The sequence below is a fragment of the Mycobacterium sp. genome, assembly GCF_049802695.1.
Taxonomy (GTDB): Bacteria; Actinomycetota; Actinomycetes; order Mycobacteriales; family Mycobacteriaceae; genus Mycobacterium.
Window position 1 is genome coordinate 1 of the sequence record NZ_JBARMY010000428.1, and the last position, 6,401, is coordinate 6,401.

Annotated in this window: 7 protein-coding genes and 1 pseudogene; 4 read left to right on the forward strand and 4 right to left on the reverse strand. The window is 66.4% G+C overall.

All coding sequences use genetic code 11. The features are described 5' to 3' along the window. Positions 1-226, reverse strand: a pseudogene (locus tag WA317_RS17265) (alpha/beta hydrolase); the annotation flags it as partial. Positions 227-366: 140 nt separating this feature from the next. On the opposite strand from WA317_RS17265, the gene WA317_RS17270 reads away from it, so the two are divergent. Further along, positions 367-735 (forward strand): OB-fold nucleic acid binding domain-containing protein, encoded by a 369-nt coding sequence (locus WA317_RS17270; RefSeq protein WP_425174191.1) that lies wholly within the window; start codon positions 367-369, stop codon positions 733-735. Between the two features lie 65 nt (positions 736-800). Next, positions 801-1,418, forward strand: coding sequence for a DUF3159 domain-containing protein (locus WA317_RS17275; protein ID WP_425174196.1), 618 nt, complete (start codon positions 801-803; stop codon positions 1,416-1,418). Here WA317_RS17275 and WA317_RS17280 read toward each other — a convergent pair. Together WA317_RS17280 and WA317_RS17285 are read right to left on the reverse strand one after the other, a co-directional pair. After that, positions 1,372-2,040 (reverse strand): potassium channel family protein, encoded by a 669-nt coding sequence (locus tag WA317_RS17280; protein WP_425174197.1) that lies wholly within the window; start codon positions 2,038-2,040, stop codon positions 1,372-1,374. The genes WA317_RS17275 and WA317_RS17280 overlap by 47 nt on opposite strands. 24 nt (positions 2,041-2,064) lie before the next feature. Then, positions 2,065-2,730 (reverse strand): potassium channel family protein, encoded by a 666-nt coding sequence (locus WA317_RS17285; protein WP_425174192.1) that lies wholly within the window; start codon positions 2,728-2,730, stop codon positions 2,065-2,067. Positions 2,731-2,860: 130 nt separating this feature from the next. Between WA317_RS17285 and WA317_RS17290 the strand changes: the two genes are divergently transcribed. Both WA317_RS17290 and WA317_RS17295 read left to right on the forward strand, forming a co-directional pair. Next, positions 2,861-4,855 (forward strand): APC family permease, encoded by a 1,995-nt coding sequence (locus tag WA317_RS17290; RefSeq protein ID WP_425174193.1) that lies wholly within the window; start codon positions 2,861-2,863, stop codon positions 4,853-4,855. Next, positions 4,855-6,054, forward strand: coding sequence for a class I SAM-dependent RNA methyltransferase (locus tag WA317_RS17295; RefSeq protein WP_425174194.1), 1,200 nt, complete (start codon positions 4,855-4,857; stop codon positions 6,052-6,054). The genes WA317_RS17290 and WA317_RS17295 overlap by 1 nt, the downstream gene beginning before the upstream one ends. Here the strand turns inward: WA317_RS17295 and WA317_RS17300 are convergent. Further along, on the reverse strand, positions 6,051-6,401 hold a 351-nt coding region (locus WA317_RS17300), incomplete at its 5' end, for an SLC13 family permease (RefSeq protein ID WP_425174195.1). The genes WA317_RS17295 and WA317_RS17300 overlap by 4 nt on opposite strands.

The window sequence follows — 6,401 nt, forward strand, 5'->3', positions numbered from 1 at the left end:
CCGCGGCCCCGATCGAGATACCACCGACGGCGATCGGCCCGTCGAGCGCAGCGCTGTCCATGGCGGCCCGATAGCCGTCGATCAAGCACCCCGGCTGCGGTGGCGGCGCCACCAGCACCGCACCTGCGTGCCGCAACGGCGCGGCGAAAGCGCGGTTGACGTAGTCGTCGTCGGATCCTGTCCCGGGCAGCACAACAGTGGTTACACCGGATAAGTCGACTGCCACCCGGTGATAGTGCCCGGTGGAACCGGGTAACCGTAACTTCACCGACGAATTCACCGAATGCGGAACTCCGGCTTATGGTCAGAAGTTGCATAGCTAGAGTCATCGATAACCGAACTTCTCAAGATGGGTCAGGAGAGGCCATGGCGGCCGGAGGATATTTGCGCCGGCTCACCCGTCGGTTGACGGAAGATCCCGAGCAGCGCGATGTCGAGGAGCTGTCCGAGGAAGCCGTCAACACCGGCGCCCAGCGAGCGATCGACTGCCGGCGCGGTCAAGAAGTGACGATGGTGGGGACCTTACGCAGCGTCGAAGCGAACGCGAGAGGTTGCGCGGGGGGTGTCCGCGCTGAGCTGTTCGACGGGACCGACACCGTCACCCTGTTGTGGCTCGGGCAGCGCCGGATCCCCGGCATCGACTCGGGCCGCACGCTGAAGGTTCGGGGCCGGGTGGGCAAGCTGGACAACGGCGCGAAAGCGATCTACAACCCGCATTACGAAATTCAGCGGTGACGGGCCCGGAAGCGACCGACAGCCGAAGTGCGGCTGCGGCTACTGAACACGACGATGCGAAGCCTCTGCTGGCGCAGTTGGGCGGCGTGAGTGGAATCGTCTACTCGTCGCTGCCGGTACTGGTTTTCGCGCTGATCTCCAGCCTGTTACATCTCGGCGTGGTCGCCGCCGTCGCAGCTGCTGTGGGGGTGGCCGCGCTGGTTCTGCTGTGGCGACTGATCCGGCGGGATTCCGTGCAGCCGGCGGTGTCCGGTTTCATCGGGGTCGCGGTGTGCGCATTGGTCGCCCTGGTGGCCGGGGAATCCAGGGGCTACTTCCTGCTGGGTATCTGGACATCGTTGTTCTGGGCTGTCGTATTCGCACTGTCCGTGCTGGTCCGCCGGCCGTTGGTCGGTTACCTGTGGAGCTGGGCGACCAAGGTAGACCGCTGGCAGGAAGTTCGTCGGGCGCGATTCGCTTTCGATCTCGCCACCCTGGCCTGGGTCCTGGTCTTCGGATCCCGCTTCGTGGTGCAGCGGCTACTCTACGAAGCACACCAGACCGGTTGGCTGGGCGTGGCGCGGCTCGCGATGGGTTGGCCGCTGGCCGGTGTGGCCGCCTTGGCAACCTACCTGGCCGTCAAAGCTGCGCGGCGCGCTATTGAGTCGGCTCTGCCGTCCGCGCCGGAACTAGCAGCTGACTGAGCTCCGCCTCCCCCTCACTGGACGCCACGAACAGCAACTCATCGCCCCCTTCCAACGGTTCGTCGGCCTGCGGCACGATGACCCGGGCGCCGCGCAGGATCGCCACCAGGGCGGCGTCTCGGGGTAACTGCAGTTTGCGGACCGGCTTGCCGCCCCATGGCGTGTTGTCGGGCAAAGTGGTGCTGACCAGATTGGCCTGGCCTCGGCGAAACTCAAGCAGCCGCACCAGGTCACCGACGGCGACGGCCTCCTCGACCAGAGAGGCCAGGATTCGGGGCGTGGAGACCGCCACATCGACGCCCCAGGCGTCGGTGAAGAGCCACTCGTTGCGCGGATCGTTGACGCGGGCCACCACGCGAGGCACCGCGAACTCCGTCTTGGCCAGCAGGCTCAGCACAACATTGGCCTTGTCATCGCCGGTCGCGGCGATCACCACGTCGAACTCCTGAAGATGCGCCGATTCCAGCAGGCTCAGCTCGCAGGCATCGCCCAGCCGCCAGTGCGCCGACGGGATCGCGTCGACGTCGAGGTGGTCGGGGTTGCGTTCGATGAGGGTCACGTCGTGACCGTTGTCGACCAGCTCACGGGCTATTGAGCGGCCGACTGCGCCGGCACCGGCGATCGAGACCTTAACGGCGCACTCCTTTCACAGGTCCTCGCTGGGTGGCAATGCACCGATGGCCAGAGCCTCCGCGGCGCGGCCGGAGATCGCGGCCACGTACGCTTGATCGCCCGCCTGGACGACCGTCTTGGCATCCGGCAGGATTCCGGTGCCGAACCGGATCACGAACGCCACCCGGGCGCCGGTGGCTTCCTCTAAGTCGGTGAGGCGATGTCCGACCCAGTCCTCGTGCAGCTGCACTTCGGCGACCGCGACGGTGCCGGTGGGGTCGCGCCACTTGGTGGTCTCGGTCTCGCCGACCAAAGCGTTCAACATCCGGTCGGTGGTCCAGGGCACCGTGGCGATGGTGGGAATGCCCAGCCGTTCGTAGACCGCGGCGCGCTTGGCGTCGTAGATACGTGCGACCACGCGCTGGACACCGAAGGTGTCTCGGGCCAGCCGGGCCGAGATGATGTTCGAATTGTCGCCGGACGACACGGCGGCGAAGGCGTCGGCGGTCTGGATGCCGGCGCGCAGCAGCACATCACGGTCGAATCCCTCACCGACGACGTGTTCGCCCCCGAATTCCGGATCGAGCCGGTGGAAAGCGGCGCTGTCGCGGTCGATCACGGCGACGTCGTGGCCGATGCGAAAAAGCCCGTCGGCCACCGACGAGCCGACTCGGCCGCACCCCATCACCACTATCCGCATTTGAGGTCCTTTCGGCCCGCTCGCAGCGCCGCGGCGCGATCATCGACGCCTTGCGGCCGGCGACCAGGCCCGAGACTCTTCGTCCACCGAACGCTACCGCCAGCGCCGCGCTGCCCTTACGTTGGCTCTCGTGTCCAAACTTTCGACCGCTGCTCGCCGGCTGATCCTGGGCCGGCCGTTTCGCAGCGACCGGCTGAGTCACACCCTGCTGCCCAAGCGGGTCGCGCTACCGGTGTTCGCTTCCGATGCGCTGTCCTCGGTGGCCTACGCGCCGGAGGAGGTTTTCCTCATGCTCTCGGTGGCCGGGCTGGCCGCCTATTCGTTGACGCCCTGGATCGGGCTCGCGGTGGCCGCCGTCATGCTGGTGGTGGTGGCCAGTTACCGCCAGAACGTGCACGCATACCCGTCGGGCGGCGGTGACTTCGAAGTGGTGACAACCAACCTCGGCGCCAACGCCGGTCTGATGGTGGCCAGTGCATTGATGGTCGATTACGTACTCACCGTTGCTGTTTCGACGGCTTCGGCGATGTCGAACATCGGCTCGGCGTTCCCGTTCGTGGCAGACCACAAGGTGTTTTTCGCCATTGGCGCAATCCTGTTGGTGATGGCGTTGAACCTTCGCGGAGTCCGCGAGTCCGGGGTGGCCTTCGCGGTGCCGACCTATGCGTTCATCGTCGGCGTCGCGATCATGCTCGGCTGGGGTCTGTTCCGGATCTACCTGCTGGGTGAGCCGCTGCGGGCCGAATCCGCCGGTTTCGAGATGCGTTCGGTCAAAGGCACTGTCGTTGGCTTCGCGTTGGCGTTCCTGGTGGCGCGGTCGTTCTCGTCCGGCTGCGCGGCGCTCACCGGGGTCGAGGCGATCAGCAACGGGGTGCCGGCTTTCCGAAAGCCGAAGTCCCGCAACGCGGCGACCACACTTCTGCTGCTGGGCGTCATCGCCGTTTCACTGCTGATGGGCATCATCGTGCTGGCCAACAAAACCGGAGTCAAAATAGTCGACAACCCCGAGACCCAACTGGGGGGTGCACCGCCCGGCTACCATCAGAAGACTCTCGTCGCCCAGCTTGCCCAGGCGGTGTTCGGCAGTTTCCATTTGGGTCTGCTGCTCATCGCCACGGTGACCGCGTTGATTCTGGTACTGGCGGCCAATACCGCATTCAACGGCTTCCCGGTACTGGGCTCGGTGCTTGCCCAACACAGCTACCTGCCCCGGCAACTGCGCACCCGCGGGGACCGGCTGGCCTTCTCCAACGGCATCGCGTTCTTGTCGGTGGCCGCCCTGGCCGCAATCATCGCTTTTCGCGCTCAGGTGACGGCGTTGATCCAGCTTTACATCGTCGGTGTGTTCCTCTCCTTCACCTTCAGTCAGATCGGTATGGTTAAGCATTGGACCCGGCTACTGCGCCATGAATCCGATTCGTCATCGCGCCGCAGAATGTTTCGCTCCCGGGTGGTGAACACGGTCGGATTCCTGGCCACCGGCACGGTGCTGCTGGTCGTGCTCGTCACCAAGTTCCTGGCGGGCGCGTGGATCGCCGTGGTGGCGATGGCGTCACTGTTCGTCGTGATGAAGCTGATCCGCAGCCACTACGACGCGGTCGGACGCGAACTCGAGCAGCAGACCGGCGAAGACGCCCAGGTGCTACCGAGCCGCAATCACGCGGTGGTGCTGGTGTCCAAGCTGCATCTGCCGACGCTGCGGGCGCTGGCCTACGCGCGTGCGACGCGCCCCGATACGCTGGAGGCCGTCACGGTGAGCGTCGACGACGCTGAAACCCGCGAACTGGTGCAGAAATGGCAGGACAGCGATATCACCGTACCGCTCAAGGTGATCGCGTCGCCGTACCGGGAGATCACTCGGCCGGTGGTGGACTACGTCAAACGGATCAGTAAAGAGTCGTCCCGCGCGGTGGTGACGGTGTTCATTCCGGAGTATGTGGTGGGGCACTGGTGGGAGCAGTTGTTGCACAACCAAAGCGCGTTGCGGCTCAAGGGCCGGCTGCTGTTCATGCCTGGTGTGATGGTGACGTCAGTGCCCTGGCAGCTGAATTCGTCGGAGCGTCTCAAAACGTTGCAATCACACGCCGCTCCAGGTGACACCCGGCGGGGCTTGCCGAATTCGTGATGTCCGACCCGGCACCTGTGCATTTGACCCTGTCCGTCGGCGCCCCCGCCAACGGCGGCAGCTGCGTGGCCCGCCACGAGGGTCGGGTGGTGTTCGTCCGCTACGCGTTGCCCGGGGAACGGGTGCGGGTGCGCGTCACCAAGGACCGCGGCGCCTACTGGCACGCCGAAGCCGTCGAGGTAATCGAGCCGTCGCCGCAGCGCATCACGCCGCTGTGCCCGATCGCCGGTGTGGACGGCGCCGGATGTTGTGATCTGGGCTTCGCCGATCCGGTGGCGCTGCGCGAGCTCAAGGGCCAGGTGGTGGCCAATCAGCTTGCGCGGCTGGGGAATCACCAGTGGTACGGCGATGCCGAAGCGCTGTCCTCGGCGGGCCCGACGGGTTGGCGTACCCGGGTGCGGCTCGCCGTGGGCGCCGACGGTCGCGCCGGCTTTCACCGCTACCACAGCGACGAGCTGGTCACCGACCTGCGCTGCGGTCAGCTGGCCTGCGGCATGCTCGACGGGCTGGGCGCCGCGGACTGGACGCCAGGCGCGCAGCTGCTGGTCGTCGTCGACGACGATGCCCGGCGACATGTCGTGCAGACCATGCGGCAGGGCCGGCGGACTTCGACTGAGGTGATCGAGGGCGGCATTCAGGCGATGCAACGGGCGAGCGGGCGCAGCTGGCGCATACGGGTCACGGCGTTCTGGCAGGCGCATCGTGACGCTGCTCGCGTCTACAGCAGCCTGATCGGCGCCTGGGCGCAGCTTTCGGCTGGAATGACCGCGTGGGATCTTTACGGCGGGGCCGGCGTGTTCGCCGCGGTGCTCGGCGAGGCGGTCGGGGAATCCGGTCGGGTGTTGACCGTGGACACTTCCCGCGCCGCGTCCCGGGCGGCCCGCGACGCGCTGGTTGATCTGCCTCAGGTGAAGGTGGTGACGGATTCGGTACGACGGGCGCTGGCCGCGCAGCAGCAAGCCGCCGACGTGGCGGTGCTGGATCCGCCGCGCTCGGGCGCCGGGCGCGACGTGATCGGTCTCCTTGCGGCGGCCGGGGTGCCCCGTATCGTGCACATCGGCTGTGAGGCGGCGTCTTTCGCCCGCGACATCGGGCTCTACCGCGAGCACGGCTACGTCGTCGAAAACCTCAAGGTGTTCGACGCGTTTCCGCTGACCCACCACGTCGAGTGTGTGGCGCTATTGACCCGGGCGCGCTAGGTGAGCACGAAGTAGCGCAGCCACAGGTAAAGCGCGCAGAGGGCGGTTGAAATCACGGTGACCACTGCGCCCTTGCGGGTGAATTCCCAGAACGAGATCGGGTGACCGGAGCGCAGGGCGATGCCGAGCATGACGATGTTGGCGGTGGATCCGACGGCGGTCAAGTTGCCGCCCAGGTCGCCCCCGAGTGCCAGCGACCACCACAACACGTTGTGATGCGACGGGCCCGGCATGTTCTCGGCCAGGCGGCTGACAATCGGTGTCATCGTGGCTACGTACGGGACGTTGTCGATGACACCGGACACCAGCGCCGAGAAGACGAGGATCAGCATGGTCGTCAGCAGCAG